10 protein-coding genes are annotated in these 14,843 nt (G+C 74.0%); 7 read left to right on the forward strand and 3 right to left on the reverse strand.

Features of this window, described 5'->3' with window-relative positions; all coding sequences use genetic code 11:
* Positions 1 to 52 precede the first annotated feature (52 nt).
* The 7 genes from OHA21_RS22110 to OHA21_RS22140 are packed head-to-tail and all read left to right on the forward strand — an operon-like array spanning position 53 to position 9,103.
* Positions 53 to 550 (forward strand): chemotaxis protein CheW, encoded by a 498-nt coding sequence (locus OHA21_RS22110; RefSeq protein ID WP_328476524.1) that lies wholly within the window; start codon positions 53 to 55, stop codon positions 548 to 550.
* Positions 547 to 1,944 carry a CheR family methyltransferase gene (locus tag OHA21_RS22115; RefSeq protein WP_328476526.1) on the forward strand — a complete coding sequence of 466 codons (1,398 nt, stop codon included), beginning with the start codon at positions 547 to 549 and terminating at the stop codon, positions 1,942 to 1,944. Before OHA21_RS22110 ends, OHA21_RS22115 begins: the two co-directional genes overlap by 4 nt.
* Entirely contained in the window at positions 1,941 to 2,477 is a 537-nt protein-coding gene (locus OHA21_RS22120) for a chemotaxis protein CheW (RefSeq protein ID WP_328476528.1), read from the forward strand. Before OHA21_RS22115 ends, OHA21_RS22120 begins: the two co-directional genes overlap by 4 nt.
* Positions 2,477 to 3,946 carry a methyl-accepting chemotaxis protein gene (locus tag OHA21_RS22125; protein WP_328476530.1) on the forward strand — a complete coding sequence of 490 codons (1,470 nt, stop codon included), beginning with the start codon at positions 2,477 to 2,479 and terminating at the stop codon, positions 3,944 to 3,946. Before OHA21_RS22120 ends, OHA21_RS22125 begins: the two co-directional genes overlap by 1 nt.
* An 11-nt stretch (positions 3,947 to 3,957) precedes the next feature.
* Positions 3,958 to 6,027 (forward strand): hybrid sensor histidine kinase/response regulator, encoded by a 2,070-nt coding sequence (locus OHA21_RS22130; protein WP_328476532.1) that lies wholly within the window; start codon positions 3,958 to 3,960, stop codon positions 6,025 to 6,027.
* Positions 6,024 to 7,115 carry a chemotaxis-specific protein-glutamate methyltransferase CheB gene (gene cheB / locus OHA21_RS22135; protein ID WP_328476534.1) on the forward strand — a complete coding sequence of 364 codons (1,092 nt, stop codon included), beginning with the start codon at positions 6,024 to 6,026 and terminating at the stop codon, positions 7,113 to 7,115. Before OHA21_RS22130 ends, cheB begins: the two co-directional genes overlap by 4 nt.
* Complete coding sequence (locus OHA21_RS22140; protein WP_328476536.1) at positions 7,112 to 9,103, forward strand: response regulator; 1,992 nt, start codon at positions 7,112 to 7,114, stop codon at positions 9,101 to 9,103. The genes cheB and OHA21_RS22140 overlap by 4 nt, the downstream gene beginning before the upstream one ends.
* 4 nt (positions 9,104 to 9,107) lie before the next feature.
* Here the strand turns inward: OHA21_RS22140 and OHA21_RS22145 are convergent, their stop codons facing one another.
* The 3 genes from OHA21_RS22145 to OHA21_RS22155 form a co-directional block, all read right to left on the reverse strand.
* Positions 9,108 to 11,438 (reverse strand): N-acetylmuramoyl-L-alanine amidase, encoded by a 2,331-nt coding sequence (locus OHA21_RS22145; RefSeq protein ID WP_328476538.1) that lies wholly within the window; start codon positions 11,436 to 11,438, stop codon positions 9,108 to 9,110.
* A 148-nt stretch (positions 11,439 to 11,586) separates the two neighbouring features.
* Entirely contained in the window at positions 11,587 to 14,091 is a 2,505-nt protein-coding gene (locus tag OHA21_RS22150; protein ID WP_328476540.1) for an ABC transporter permease, read from the reverse strand.
* Positions 14,088 to 14,843, reverse strand: coding sequence for an ABC transporter ATP-binding protein (locus OHA21_RS22155; RefSeq protein ID WP_328476542.1), 756 nt, complete (start codon positions 14,841 to 14,843; stop codon positions 14,088 to 14,090). Before OHA21_RS22155 ends, OHA21_RS22150 begins: the two co-directional genes overlap by 4 nt.

Raw genomic sequence — 14,843 nt, forward strand, 5'->3', positions numbered from 1 at the left:
AGAGTTGAGCGAAGCTCATGAAACCGGGACGAATCCTAGCTAGCCTGAGCGCGTGGGGGGGCAGTACGACGATCTTCTGGCTCCGGCGTCCGACGCCGGGGTCGTCGCGCTCGTGTTCCGGGCCGGCCCGCTGTACTGCGCGCTACCCCTGGACGAGGTCGTCGAGACGATGCGGCCGCTGCCGACCCGACCGCTCGCCGGCACCCCGCCGTACGTCCGCGGGCTGACTATCCTGCGCGGCGCTCCGGCCCCGGTCATCGACGTGACCCGGCTGCTCACCGGGGTGGACGGCGAGATCGCCCGGTACGTGGCGGTGCGGGCCGGGCGCGGGCCGATCGCCTGCGCCACCGGTCCGGTACTCGGCGTTCAGCGGATCGAGGTGGCCCCGCCCGAGGGGCCGGCGGCGCTGTTCACCGGGGCGACCAAGGCGCTGATCGCGGCGGTCGGCACGGTCGGCACCGACCCGCTGCTGCTGTTGCGCAGCATCCGTGCCGTCCCCGACGAGGTCTGGGAAGCGGCCGGCAACTCCACCACCGAGGCTGCCGCATGATCAGCGGCGGTGAGCTGATCCGGTTCCGGGAGCTGCTGCAACGGCGGCTGGGCTGGACGTTCGCCGACTCCGACGGCGGGCAGACGATGACCGTGCTGGACGAGCGGGCGGCGGCGCACGGGCTGACCGTGCGCGACTACCTGGACCGGCTGGGCGGGCGGCGCTGGGCCACCGAGACCGCGGAGCTGGCCGAGGCGCTCAGCATCACGGAGACGTACTTCTTCCGGCACGGCGATCAGTTCCGGGTGCTGACCGACCGGGTGCTGCCGGAGCGGATCGCCGCGCGGGCCGGGCAGCGGGTGCTGCGGCTGCTGTCGGTGGGCTGCTCGTCCGGTGAGGAGGCGTACTCGCTGGCGATCGTCGCCCACCGGGCCCGCCCGTCGGCGGACTGGATCGTCTCGGTGCTCGGCGTCGACGCGAACCGGCAGATGCTGGCCAGGGCGCACACCGCGACCTACTCGGCGTGGTCGCTGCGGGAGACCCCGCCGGAGACACGGCGCGGCTGGTTCACCGAGACCGCGGACGGGTTCACCGTGGCCGGCGAGGTGGTGCGGTCGGTGCGGTTCGCCGAGCACAACGTCGCCGTGGAGGATCCGCAGCTGTGGCACGCCGGCCGCTACGACGTGATCTTCTGCCGGAACCTCCTGATGTACCTGACCGGCGAGACCGCGGCCGGTCTGGTCAGCCGGATGACCCGGGCGCTGGCGCCCGGCGGCTACCTGTTCCTCGGGCACACCGACTCGCTCGGCAGCCGGCCGGAGGGCCTGGAGATCCAGTACGACGCCGGCACCGTCTACTACCGCCGCCCGGACTCCCGGCCGGCCCCACCGCCGCGGCCCGCACCCCGTCCGGCGCCGCACTCCCGCCCGCTCACGCACAGCGCCGCCCCGCTCGTGAACGGCGCCGAGGTCCGCGGGCGGGCGCTGGGTCTGATGCAGGAGGACCGGTTCGCCGACGCCCTGGACCTGCTCGCCGGGCACGGCCTGACCGGCACCCGGGACCTGCTGGTACGCGGGGTGCTGCTGGCCCAGGTCGGCCGGCTCGCCGAGGCCCGGGCCGCGGCCCACCGGCTGATGGACATCGGCGGGCCGCACCCGGACGCCCATCACCTGCTGGGCGTCTGCCACGAGCTGGACTGCGCGGAGCAGGCGGCCGGGCAGTACCGGCTGGCGGCGTACCTGGACCCGGCGTTCGCGATGCCCCGGCTGCGGATGGGCCTGCTGGCCCGGCGCCGCGGCGACCACCGGGGCGCCGCGGCCCACCTGGAGCCGGCCCTGGAGCTGCTGCACCGCGAGGACGACGAGCGGATCACGCTGTTCGGCGGCGGCTTCGGGCGGCTGGCCCTGACCACCCTGTGCCGCACCGAGCTGGAGGCCTGTGGGGTGCACCGGTGAGCGGGCGCAACGTCGCCGAGCGGGTGGCCCGGCTGCGCGCGGACTTCGACCGCTCGTTCGCCGAGCCGGCCCGCACCTTCGACGGCGCGAGCATCGAGCTGCTGGCGATCGAGGTGGGCGATCGCCCGTACACGTTGCGGCTCTCCCAGACCTCCGGCGTGCATCCGGACCGTCCGGTCACCGCGCTGCCCACCACGCTGCGGGCCCTGCTCGGGGTGGCCGGCTTCGCCGGCGCCATCGTGCCCGTCTACGACCTGGCCACACTGCTCGGCCACCCGATCGCCCGGAAGCCCCGCTGGCTGGCGCTGACCGCCGGTGCCCCGCCGCTCGCTCTCGCCTTCCACGAACTCGACCGGCACCTGCGGGTGCCGGCCACCGACGTGGTCCAGGGGCTCGCCGACGGCGGTCCCCACGGCTACCTGCACGGGATGGTCCGGCTGCCGGACGGCGACCGGCCGATCATCGACGTGCCGACCACCCGCGCCCTGGTCCACCAGCTGGCCGGGCACCCGCTCGCCCCCGAGGAGTCCTGATGATGGCCGGACGCAGCTACGGCAGAAAACTCGCGATCGGGGTCACCGGGACCGTCCTGCTCACCCTGCTCACGGTGATCATCTCGGTGATCGGCATGGCTTTCGTGGTGAACGCCAAGGACGCGGCGATCACGGCGGCCACCCGGGACCTGACCCGCACCGAGCGGATCGGACGGATCCTGGAGACCCGGCTCGGTGACTTCCGCGGCTACCTGCTCTACGGCACCGAGGACTACGCCGAGCTGGCCGCCGCCGACCGCACCGAGTTCCTCCGCGAGCTGGAACTGCTCCGTGGATCCCTGGACGGGTCGGCGGCGGCCCAGCTCGACGAGGTCGAGGCGATCGAGGCGGAGCACGCCGAGGTGGTGTCCACGGTGATGTCCCGCCGCGCCGCGCAGGGTGGCGGGGTGGGCGAAGCGGCCCAGCTCAACGAAGAGGTGGCCATACCGGTCCGGGGGCGTCTGGAGGCGGCCCTGGCGAAGCTGGTCGAACAGGTCCAGACCGGTGTGGAGAGCGAACGGCAGAACTCCTCGGACCGGGCCACGCTGGCCATCGCAGTGATCATCGGGCTGGGCGTCCTGACCACCGCCAGCGCGATCGTGGTGGCCTGGCGGCTGAGCCGGGACCTGCGCCGCGAGGTCGGCGCCGCGGTCGGCCACATCCAGAGCTCCTCGGCGCAGCTCGAGGCGGCGGCCGCCCAGCAGGTCAACGGCGGCCGCGACCAGGCCAGCGCGATGAGCGAGATCACCACGACGATCAGCGAGCTGCTGATCACCTCCCGGCAGATCGCCGAGACCGCCCAGCGGGTGTCGAAGATCGCCGAGGAGACCGAGGCGGCCGCGCGGACCGGCGACTCGACGATCGACCAGACCCGGGCGTCGATGGCCGCGATCCGCTCCCAGGTGGACCAGATCGTGCAGCACATGCTCGCCCTCGGTGAGAAGTCGCAGCAGGCCGGCCTCGTCGTGGACCTGGTCTCGGAACTGGCCGAGCAGACCAACATCCTGGCCATCAACGCCACCATCGAGGCCAGCGGCGCCGGCGAGTGGGGCCGCCGGTTCGCGGTGGTGGCCGAGGAGATCCGCAAGCTGGCGGACCGTACCGCCGGGTCGGCCAAGGAGATCCGGGCGCTGATCGACGACGTGCGCGGCGCGGTGAACACCACGGTGATGGCGACCGAGATCGGCGCGAAGGCGGTCGACGCCGGGGCCCGGCAGTTCGACGACGCCACCAACTCGTTCCGGGAGATCGTGCAGCTGGTCGCCACCACCAACGACGCCACCCGGGAGATCGAACTCTCCACCAAGCAGCAGACCACCGCGGTGGAACAGGTCAACGTCGCCGCCTCGGACACCGCCCGGGTCTCCCGCGAGACCGAGGCGAGCGCGGTGCAGACCAAGCAGACCGCGGCCCACCTCTCCAACCTCTCCGGCGACCTGCTGGAGCTGGTCGGCACCGGCCGGCGCTGAGGACGGCGTCGATGCCCGAAGGCCGGGATCCGCTGCGCTACTTCCGGGTCGAGGCCCGGGACCTGGTGGACCAGATCAGCGCCGGCGTGCTCGACCTGGACCAGCGGCCCGGACCGGAGCCGGTGGCGCGGCTGCTGCGCGCCGCGCACACGCTCAAGGGCGCGGCCCGGGTGGTGAAGCAGAAGGACATCGCCGACCGGGCGCACGCGTTCGAGGAGATCCTGGTCCCGCACCGGGTCGAGACCGGGCCGCTGGCCGCCGACGAGATGCGCGAGTTGCTGCGCCTCAACGACGAGATCTCGGCGCAGGTGAGCGCCCTGGAGACGCCGCAGCCGCCGGCCACGGCGCCACCGGAACCGGACGCCCCCGAGGAGCCTGCCCCGCACCCGGAGGCGCCGATCCCGAACCGGGCGGCCACCGCCGACCTGGACGAGCTGCTGGACGCGATCACCGAGACCAACGCCCGGATGGCGCCGCTGCGGCGGCTGAACGTCACCATCGAGAAACTGCACCGGTCCGCGGTGTCGCTCGCCGACCAGCTGCGCACCGGCCGGACCGCGCCGACCGGGACCACCCGGGCGGCGGCCGAGCGGCTCGCCGGGGAGCTGGGTTCGGCCGGGCGGCTGATCACCGACGCGGTGGACCAGATCGAACGGGAACTGGAGGACGTCCGGGCCAAGGCCGAGGGGCTACGGCTGGTGCCGGCCGGGACGATCTTCACGGCGCTGCGCCGGGCGGTCCGCGACGCCGCCGAGGGCGAGGGCAAGCGGGTCCGGTTCGAGGCGTACGGGGCCGACATCCGGATGGGCGCGCACCTGCTCGGCCCGGTCAGCGGCGCGTTCCTGCACGTGGTCCGCAACGCGGTGGTGCACGGCATCGAGTCCGAGGCGGAGCGGCTGGCGGCCCGCAAACCACCCGAGGGGACGATCGCGGTCGAGGTGGAGCGGCGGGGCCGGTGGGCGGTGTTCCGGTGCGCCGACGACGGCCGGGGCTTCGATCTGGACGCGCTGCGGCGTACCGCTCAGGAACGTGGCCTGCTCGGGCCCAGTGCCCGCCCGCCGGACCCGCAGGAGCTGCTCGACCTGGTGCTGCGCGGCGGGATCAGCACCTCGCCGCAGGTGACCGAGGTGGCCGGGCGCGGCATCGGGATGGACGCGGTCCGCGAGGTCGCCGCCCAGCTGCACGGCGAGGTGGCGGTGCGCAGCGTGCCCGGCGCCGGCGCCACGGTCGAGCTGACCATCCCGCTCGCCCTGCTCAGCATGACCGGCCTGATCGTCGAGGCCGGCGGCACGGTCGCCACCCTGCCGCTGGACGCGGTGCGCGGCTGTGTGCGGCTCAGCGCGGCCGAGGCCGCCGCGGCGGCCGGCACCGGCCGGATCGTCTACGACGGCAGCGCGGCGCCGTTCCTGCCGCTGGCCGAAGCCCTGTACGCGGGAAGCACCGTCCCGGACTCCCCCACCCCCGGCGCCGCCGTGGTCGTCAACAGTGACGCCGGCGCGGTGGCGGTCGGCGTGGACCGGCTGGCCGGCACGTCCGCGCTGGTCGCCCGTCCGCTGCCGGACCTGGCCCCGGCCAGCTCGGTGATCGGCAGCGTGTCGGTGGACGCCGACGGCAACCCGCGCCTGGTGCTCGACCCGCAGGGGCTGGCGGCCGAGGTGCTGCGGGGCCACGCCGCGGGCGCCCGGCCCGGCGGCGCGACGGCCAGCACGCCGCTGCCGATCCTGGTGGTGGACGACTCGCTGACCACCCGGATGCTGGAACGCAGCATCCTGGAGTCGGCAGGCTTCGAGGTGGACCTGGCCGCGTCCGGCGAGGAGGCCCTGGAACGGGTCCGGACCCGCCGGTACGGGCTGATCCTCTCCGACATCGACATGCCCGGCATCGACGGGTTCACGCTGGTCGAGCGGACCCGCGCCGATCCGGACACGGCCGGGGTGCCGGCCATCCTGGTCAGTTCCCGGGCCAGCGCGGCCGACCGGGACCGGGGCCGGGCGGTGGGCGCGTCGGCGTACGTGATCAAAGGCGAGTTCGACCAGGAAGAGCTCCTCAACCACATCCGGCGGCTGGTGGTGCGCTCATGACCCGGGTACTGATCGTCGAGGATTCCGCGACCATGCGCGGCCTCCTGCGGGAGTCGCTCGCCTCCGATCCTCAGCTGGAGGTGGTCGGTGAGGCGGTGGACGGGCTGCGCGCCGTGGAGATGACCGCCCGGCTGCGGCCGGACGTGATCACCATGGACATGATGCTGCCCGGCATCAGCGGCCTGGCCGCCACCGAACAGATCATGGCGGAGCATCCGACGCCGATCCTGGTGGTCTCCTCGGCCGACCGGCAGGAGCTGTTCAGCACCTACAACGCGCTCGCGGCCGGCGCGGTCGACGTGCTGGAGAAGCCGCGCGGCGACGACTCGGACGCGGACTGGTCGCAGCGGCTGCGGGCCACCCTGCGGATGGTGGCCCGGATCCGGGTGATCACCCATCCGCGGGCCCGCCTCGACGGCCGCAAGGACCGGCGCTGGGCCGACCCGCTTCCCGTCATACCGGTCGTTCCGCCGCCGCCGGCTGCTCCCCCGCCGCTCACCGAGGCGCTCAGCGTGGTGGCGGTCGGCGCCTCGACCGGCGGTCCGGCCGCGCTCACCGAGCTGCTGCGGGAGTTGCCGCCGAACTTCCGTACGCCGGTGCTGTGCGTGCAGCACATCGCGGCCAGCGAGCAGTTCGCGGTGGCGTTCTCCGACTGGCTGGGTGGGCAGACCGGCCGCAACGTGCGGTACGCCCAGGACGGCGTCCCGATCAGCCGGGTCGCCGGCCAGATCCTGCTCGCGCCCCCGGACCGCCACCTGTACGTCCGCGACCACCTGCTGCGGCTCAGCGACGGCCCGCCCCGGCACTCCTGCCGGCCCGCGGTGGACGTGCTGTTCGAGTCAGTCGCCACCGAGTTCGGCAACACCGCGGCCGGCTGCCTGCTCACCGGCATGGGCCGTGACGGCGCCTCCGGACTGTTGCAGATGCGCAGCCGCGGCGCGGTCACCTTCGCCCAGGACGAGGCGAGCTGCACGGTCTACGGCATGCCACGGGAGGCGGCCCTGCTCGGCGCGGCCCAGCACGTGCTGCCACCGGCCCGGATGGCCGCCCGCCTCGCCGACCTGCAGCCGGCGGGGGCACGCCGATGACCCCGACCGTGCTGATCGTCGACGACAGCCTGACCGTGCGGATGGACCTGCACGAGGCGTTCTCCGACGACGGGTTCGCCACCATCCTCTGCGCCACCGGGGCCGAGGCCCGTACCGCGTTCACCGGCGCCCGGTTCGACGCCGCGGTGCTGGACGTGCTGCTGCCCGACGCGGACGGTCTGGAGCTGCTCACCGAGCTGCGCCGCACCCCCGGCCGCGCGGACGTGGTGACCATGCTGCTGTCCAGCGAGAGCGAGGTCACCGACCGGCTGGCCGGGCTGCGGGTCGGCGCCGACGAGTACGTGGGCAAGCCGTACGACTCCGGGTACGTGGTGGCGCGTACCCGCCAGCTGCTGGGCGAACCGGCCGACCAGCCGGGCGACCGGGCCACCGTCCTGGTCATCGACGACAGCCTGACCTTCCGGGAACAGCTGCGCGACCTGCTCGAACCGGAGGGCTACGCGGTGCTGACCGCCGCCAGCGGCGAGGAGGGGCTGCGGATGGCGGCGGACCGGCGGCCAAACGCGGTGATCGTGGACGGGGTGATGCCCGGCATCGACGGCGCCACGGTGATCCGCCGGGTCCGCCTGGACCCGGCGCTGCGGGACACCCCGTGCATCCTGATGACCGCCGCCGACGACTACGCCACCGAGATGCAGATGCTGGAGGCGGGCGCCGACGCCTTCGTCCGCAAGCAGCAGGACCTGGCCGTGGTGCTGGCCAAGCTGGCCGCGGTGCTGCGGCAGAGCGCCGAGCAGCTGCCGATCGAGGTGATCGGCAGCCTGCACGGCCCGGGCAAGGTGCTGATCATCACGCCGAACCGGGAGGACCAGGAGGTCTGGGCCGACGCGCTGCGCCCGGAGGGGTACGACACGGTCGTCTCACCCGCCGTCGACGACGCTCTGGAGCTGCTCACCGAGCAGGCTGCGGACTGCATCGTGGTCGGCTTCGAGGACGACGTGGAGGAGGCCCGCGACGCCTGCCGCCGGATCCGGGAGGTGCCGCAGATCGGCGACCTGCCGGTGATCGTGACCGGCGACGAGCACGCCATGCTGGACTGCCTGGCCGCGGGCGCGGACGACTACGTGCGCCGGGTGGACATCCCGGAGGGGCTGCTGGCGCACGTCCGGGCCCAGATCCGCCGCAAGCAGTCGCACGACGAGGCCCGCCGGATCCGCGAGGAGCTGATGCGCCGCGAGCTGGACGCCGCCGAGGAGCGGGCCGCCCGGCAGCTCGCCGAGACCCGGGCCGCCCTGGTCGAGGAGCTGGAGTGGCGCAACCAGGAGCTGGAGGCGTTCTCCGGCTCGGTATCGCACGACCTGCGCGGGCCGCTGCAGGTGATCACCAGTTTCGCCGAGCACATCCTGGAGGAGGAGGACGGTGAGGTGCTGGGCGAGGTGACCCGGCACCGGCTGACCCGGGTGCACGCCGCCGCGATGCGGATGGCGGACCTGGTGGAGTCGCTGCTCATCCTGGCCCGGGCCAGCCGAGGTGAGCTGCGCCGGGCGAAGTTCGACCTGTCCGCGACGGCCCGCAGCGTCATCGCGGAAGTCTCCGCCCGGGACCCGGACCGGCGGGTGGCGTTCACCGTCCGCGAGGGCATGACCGCCGACGCCGACGAGGGCCTGGTCCGGGTGATCCTGGAGAACCTGATCAACAACGCGGTGAAGTTCAGCCGCAAGGTCGAACAGCCGGTGGTCGAGGTGGGCTGGGACGACGGGCGCTACTACGTGCGCGACAACGGGGCCGGCTTCCCCGCCGAGCAGGCCGGCCAGCTGTTCCGGCCGTTCGCCCGGCTGCACGACGCCCGCGACTTCCCCGGCACCGGGATCGGCCTGACCACGGTGAACCGGGCGGTCGAACGGCACGGCGGGGAGATCCGGGCGGAGAGCGCCGAAGGGCGGGGGGCGACCTTCTGGTTCACCCTCCCGCCCGCCGACGAGTACACCGGCCCGGAGCGGCGTGGCGCGGCCCGCCGCTCCGGTTAGAGCGTCACTTCACGTACGCGAGACCGTCCGAGACGACCGTCGGCCGGCCGGAGGTGCCGAGCACGACGATCGCGACGGTGTGCTTGCCGTACGCCATGTTGCGGGTCCACACCGCCTGCCGGTTCAGCGTCTTCGACGACTTCAGGTCGACCGTGGTCACCTTCCGGCCGTCCACGTAGATCGCGGCCTTGCCGGACTTGGCGCTCCTGGTGAACAGCAGCGCCGCGGACCGGCCGGTGAACGTCCAGGTCAGCTTCCGGTTCTTGGCGGTGGCCGCGAGCGCCTTGCCGCCCAGGTAGCCGCTGCCGCTCTTCTTCGTCCAGCTGCCGGTCTTCTTGGCGGCGGTCTCGGCGCTGAGCACCACGGTGCGCGTCACCGACGCCGGCTTGCTGACGTTGCCCGCGTAGTCCTTGGCGGTCAGCGCGTACTTGGTGGCGCCCGGCCGGACCGTGGTCGGCCACGAGTACGCGGTGGCCGCCGCCGTGCCCGCCCGCGGGTGACTGATCGTGTACCCGGCGAGCTTGGCGTTGTCGGTCGCCTGGAATCCGAAGGTGACCGGCACGACCGTGGCGCTCACCGTGCCGGTGCGCAGGCCGACGCCGAGCGCGGACGGGGTCGACGGGGCGGTGGGATCACCGTGGATCGGGACGACCAGCCGGGCCGTGGTGCCGGAGTTGTGCACCGCGCGGATCGCCACCGAGTGCGCGCCCGGGGTGAGGCTGACGGTCGCGCTGGTGGCGGTGCCCGGCAGCGTCGCGGTGACCTTGCTGTCGACCAGCACCTCGACCCGGTTGATCTGCGTCGCCGGGGTGCTCGTCTTCCAGGAGATCCGGGCCTGGTTCTTGACGTACCAGATCCCGGCGGTGCCGCTGCCGCCGGCGACCGACCACAGCGTCATCCCGGTGACCATCTCCTGGGACAGCGCCCGGATGGCGGTCAGACGGGCGTACAGGTTGGCGCCCGGGCAGGCGGTGGCGTACGCGTCGCGGTGACCGGACAGCCGGCCGAGCGTCACGCTCTCGCCCGCCTTGAACTTGCCGTTGGCCACGCCGGCCTTGACGGTCACCTTGCTGGTCGGGTTGTAGCCGTACTTGCCGAGCCGGGCAGCCGCGACCTGGGCCAGGATCTGCTCGATCGCCGCGCTGGACGCCGCGGTCTCGTAGTTGCCGATCACCGCGATCGAGGCGTAGCCGGTGTTGAAACCGATGATCGCGGCGGGCACCACGGCGTTCTCGACGCCGCCACGACGGCCCTCGTAGAGCCGCCCGCACTTGTCGACCAGGTAGTTGTAGCCGATGTCGGAGAACTTGTCGCTCTTCACGTCGTACGACTGGATGGCCCGCACGATCGCCGGCGCCTCGGAGCACGCGTAGTCGTTCGCCTTGGCGCTGTGCGCGGTGTGGTGGACGAAGACCACCTTGACCTCGCTGGCGACGTCGATCGACTTGACGATGGTCTCGTCGGCGCTCCACCCCTTGCGGCTGACGTAGGCCGGGAACTGCGCCTTCACCGGCACCGTCGAGGTCGGGATCGGCGTGGCCGAAGTCGGCTGGCCGGTCGGCGGCGTGGTGGTGGCCTGCGTGCTCGGCTGGACCGACGGCGGCGTGGTCGCGCCGGTGGTGGTGCTCACCGGCGGCTTGGCCGGCGGCGTGGCCGACGCGCCCACCTCGTCCTCGGGGTCCGGGTCGGGTGAGGTCCCGGTCTCCGGCTCGTCGGTCTCCGTCCCGGTGCCCGGCGCGGGCGGCGGAGCGACGACGCCGGGATCAGCGGAGGCCGGCCCGGACGGCTCGCCACCACCCCGGCCGCCGGGCTCGGCGCCCGGGTCGATCAGATCCAGCCGCAGGCCGGCCGGCAGTTCGGAGCCGCCGCCGGCGATCCGGGCGGCGACACCGTCGGACGGTCCCACCCAGAGCGGCTCGGTCGCGCCCCGGCCGGGGTCGGCGGCCTCCGCACCGTCCGGGCCGGTGTCGCGCAGGTCCAGGCTCTCCCACCCGGACCACTTGCCGCTCTTGACGCTGCGGGTCCGCACCTCGATGGCGCCCTTCGGCGCGTCGCTCTGGTTCGCCCAGGTCACGCCGAGCAGGCTGAACCGCTCGGTGTCGCGCTGCGGCACCTCGGCCGAGCCACCGGAGCCGCTGACGTCGACGGTGTGCAGGTCGGTCTTGATCCGGGGCGGCTCCGCGTTGGGGTCCGGCGCCAGGGTCTCGACCTGCTCGGTAGCCGCGGCCGCCGCGTTCTCCTCAGCCCCGGAGGGCCAGGCCAGCACCGCGACCCCACCACCCGCGGCGAGCACCGCCACCGCCGCGCCGACACCGATCGCCAACCGTCTCCGCATTCCCCGCCCCCGCGTCCCCAAGAGAATCTTGCGCGCGTGAACGCTACCGGAGCGTCCGATCGATGGATGGACCGGTTCGGGAGATCGTTATCAGTAACTGGACGGTCACCGCGAGCCACCTCGGGTGAGTGGCTCGCGGTGACTGCGGTCAGTCGGCGCCCAGCGCGGTCACCGGGCTCACCCGGGCGGCGCGGCGGGCCGGCAGCACCCCGGCCAGCGCGGTCAGCCCGACCAGGATCGCGAAGACCGCGGCCAGCTGCCACACCGGCACGCTGAGCGGCGCGTTCACGCCGGTGGCCGAGAGGGCGAGCCAGGCGTACGGGACACCGAGCAGCAGACCGAGGACCGCGCCGATCACCCCGTACAGGGCGGACTCGGTGGTGAGCATGGCGCGCAGCCCGCCGCGTGACATCCCGACCGCCCGGAGCAGACCGGACTCGCGGACCCGTTCGACCACCGACAGCGCGGTGGTGGCGCCGACGCCGACCACGGCGATCAGGACGGTGAGCCCGATCAGGCCGACGGCGATGGCGAGCAGCAGGGTCAGCGCCGTGTTCATCTGGTCCCGCTGGTCGGCGAGGACGGCTACGCCGTACCCCGGCTGTCCGGCCGTCGCGGCGCGCATCGACCGCAACCCGTCGGTGCGCGCCTGCTCGCCGTCGCCGGCCGCGTCGGCCAGCAGCCCGGTGGGTGCGGCCGGCGCGCCCAGCGCGGTCAGGTCGGCCGGGTCGACCAGCAGGCCGGTGTGCAGCGGCGCCATGTCGGCAAGCACCGCGGCCACGGTCAGCGTGACCTGCTTACCACCGGCCGAGACCACCGCGGTGTCACCGACGCGGAGGCCCTCCAGGTCGGCCACGTAGCGGCCGAGGATCATCCGGCCGGGCCCCAGATCGCCGGCCCGGCCCGAGGCGGTGTCCAGGTCGGCCAGCCGCGGCAGCGCGGTCAGGGCCAGATCGGTCGCGCCGACGTCGGACAGCCCACCGATCCTGATGTCGGCCACCCGCCGGTACGGCGTGACCCGGGTCAGATCCGCGCTGGCGCGGGCCCGGTCGACGGCCCCGGCCGGCAGCGGCCCGCCCTCCGGCGAGGTCAGTTCGAAGTCGGCCGGTGCCGAGGCGGCCAGCTCCCGGTCGGCGAGGACCCGGATCGACGCGCCACCGACCAGCGCCCCGGCGATCAGCGTGACGCCGAGCGCGACCACGACCGAGACCGCGGCCGCCCGGCGGGTGCTGCCGCCAACACCGCCGACGGCCAGCTTGCCGACCGGGCCGAGCCGGCGCAGCGGCCAGCCGGAGATCGCCAGGACCGGGCGGACCAGCGCCGGGCCGAGCGCGATCAGGGCGAGGAAGGCCAGCCCGCCGGAGACCACGACGGCCAGCAGCAGCGGCATCGGGTCATAACTGTCCGGGTTCGGGCCGGGCAGGCTGGCCACGACGTAGCCGGCGACGGCCAACGCGGCGGCGGTGAGCAGCAGGCCGGTCGCCCAGCGCAGCCCGCCGATGCCACGCCGGGCGCCGGTCGAGGCGGCGGTCCGCAGGGCCTCCAGCGGGGCCACCCGCGAGGCGGACAGCGCCGGGGCCAGGACGGCCAGGACCGTGATCAGTACGGCGAGCGCGACGGTCCCGGCGGCCGCGGCGAGCGGGAACCCGGGCCCGGACACCTTCCAGCCGAACAGTCCGAGCAGGGGCGGCACCAGATGTCCGGCGGCGAGCGCGGCCAGCACGCCGGTGACCCCGGTGACCAGCCCGATCAGCAGTCCCTCGGCGGCCAGGGCCCGGGCCAGCGAGCCGCGCCCGGCGCCGACCGCCCGCAGCAGGGCGAGCTGGCGCATCCGCTGCGCGAAGACGATCCGGAACGTGGAGGCGGCGATCAGGCCGGCGGCCACCACGGCCACCGCCACGAACGTCGCGACCACGGCGAAGACCTGGTCGACCTCGGACGCCGCCTCGCGGGCCTCAGCCAGCCGGACCTCGGCGCCGGTGGCCACCTCGGGCGCCGCCTCCGGGTCGGCGGTGAGGCTCGCGAGCTTCTCCTGCAGGGCGACGGTGTCGGCGCCGGAGTCCAGGCGAACGTCGATCTGGGACAGCGCGTCCCCACCGGCCAGTGCGGTGACCGTGGCCAGTGGCGCGTACGCCATGAAACCGAAATCGTCGCGGGTCTCGGCCACCCCGACCACCCGCAGGTGCGCCGGCTTGCCGGTGCCGGTGTCGAGCTCGGCGGTCGCGCCGACCGTCAGGCCCATCCGGTCCACCGTGCGGGGCGTCACCACGATCTCCCCCGGACCCGCCGGATAGCGGCCCTCGCGCATCGTCAGCAGGCTCAGCGGGCCGCTGCCCGGGTCCGCGATCACCGCCAGGTACTCGGCCGCGCCGACCTGCCCGCCCGCCTCGGTACGCCCGACCGCCTCCGCCACGCCCGGGAGCTTCTGGATCTCGGCCAGCTGCCGGGCGGTGATCGCCCCGTCGCGGACCACCAGCCCGACCGCCTCCGGGGTGCCGCTCAGCCCGTTGAGCACACTGCGCTCGGTGATCTGCTGGGCCAGCACCGTCGCATAGACCACGAACGACGCGACCAGCACCGCCAGTCCGGTGAGCAGCAACCGGGCCGGCCGCCGGGCCACCCCGGTCAGCTGGGTCCGCAGCACGATGCTCATCGGGCGGCCGCCAGCGACTGCAGGGCGTCGGTGACGGCGGCGATGTCCGGCTGATGGATCTCCCCGGCGAGCCGGCCGTCGGCCAGCAGGACGACGCGATGCGCGTACGCCGCTGCCCCTGGGTCATGGGTGACCATGACAATGGTCTGGCCCAGCATGGTGGCCGAGTCCCGCAGCAGGCCCAGCACCTCGGCGCCGGACCGCGAGTCGAGGTTGCCGGTCGGCTCGTCCGCGAAGATCACCTCGGGACGGGAGACCAGCGCCCGGGCCAGCGCCACCCGCTGCTGCTGACCGCCGGAGAGCTCGCTGGGCAGGTGACCGAGCCGCCCGGTCAGGCCGAGCGTGGTGACCAGCCGGTCGTAGAGCTCGGCGTCCGGCTTCCGCCCGGCCAGGTCCAGCGGGAGCGTGATGTTGGCGGCCGCGGTGAGCTGCGGCAGCAGGTTGAACGACTGGAAGACGAAGCCGATGCGCTCCCGGCGGGCCTTGGTGAGCACCTTCTCCGGTTGGCGGGTCAGGTCGGTGCCGCCGAGCAGCACCTGGCCGGACGTGGCGGTGTCCAGGCCGGCGAGGCAGTGCATCAGGGTGGACTTGCCGGAGCCGGACGGGCCCATGATGGCGGTGAACCGGCCACGGTCGAAACCGACGGTGACCCCGTCCAGCGCGCGGACCGCGGTGTCGCCGGTGCCGTACACCTTCACCAGGTCCACGGCCGCGACGGCCGCGAGAGTGTCGGGTGATGACTGCGTCTGCAT

Source organism: Actinoplanes sp. NBC_00393 (assembly GCF_036053395.1).
Classification (GTDB): Bacteria; Actinomycetota; Actinomycetes; order Mycobacteriales; family Micromonosporaceae; genus Actinoplanes.